We start from the raw sequence: 956 nt of genomic DNA, 5'->3' as shown, positions 1-956 counted from the left end.
GGCGATGGTATTCCTAACTTCCAGGACCAAGATGCCGATGGTGATGGTATTCCAGATAATGTGGAGGCTCAAACAACGGCAGGATACCTTGCACCGAATGGTGTCGATGCCAATAACGATGGAGTAGACGATAACTACGCAGGTGGTCTTACCCCTGTGAACAGTGATGGAGCAGATACAGCAGATTACTTAGACTTAGATTCAGACAACGACAGTATAGTAGATGCTATCGAAGGCTTTGATACAAATAATGATGGCGTAGCTGATATAGTTCCGGCAGGAACCGATACAGATAATGATGGGTTGGATGATAATTTTGACTCCAGTGCAGATTATTCAGATCCAAATGGTTTACAAGTCACTACCACACCTTCTGCAGATTTAAACAATACAGATGGAGCAGATGAGTTGGATTACCGAGACACGGATGATGATAACGATGGTATTGTTACCCTTACCGAAGTAGGCGCAGACCCTGCGAACCCAACAGACAGTAATGTTGATGGTACACCTGATTATTTAGATGCCACTGATTCGGATGGTGATAATATTCCTGACAGTGCAGATTTAGATGACGATAACGACGGTATTTTAGACAGTATTGAAGATCCAAACTTAGATGGTGATAGCAATCCGTATACAGAAGGTGTTGTTGGAGAGAATGATTTTGATGGTGATGGTATTCCTAATTTTCAGGACCAAGATGCCGATGGTGATGGTATTCCAGATAATGTGGAGGCTCAAACAACAGCAGGATACCTTGCACCGAATGGTGTCGATGCCAATAACGATGGAGTAGACGATAACTACGCAGGTGGTCTTACCCCTGTGAACAGTGATGGAGCAGATACAGCGGATTACTTAGACTTAGATTCAGACAACGACAGTATTGTAGATGCTATCGAAGGTTTTGATACAAATAATGATGGCGTAGCTGATATAGTTCCGGCAGGAAC

1 pseudogene is annotated in these 956 nt (G+C 43.4%); it reads left to right on the top strand.

Annotation, left to right across the window (positions count from 1 at the left end):
• A pseudogene (locus ACJRPK_RS17470) lies at window positions 1–956 on the top strand (hypothetical protein); the annotation flags it as partial.

This window comes from Aquimarina sp. 2-A2 (assembly GCF_045505135.1).
GTDB classification, from domain to species: domain Bacteria; phylum Bacteroidota; class Bacteroidia; order Flavobacteriales; family Flavobacteriaceae; genus Aquimarina; species Aquimarina intermedia.
The sequence above is the reverse complement of the archived record's forward strand: the minus strand, read 5'-3'. Positions and strand labels throughout refer to the sequence as shown.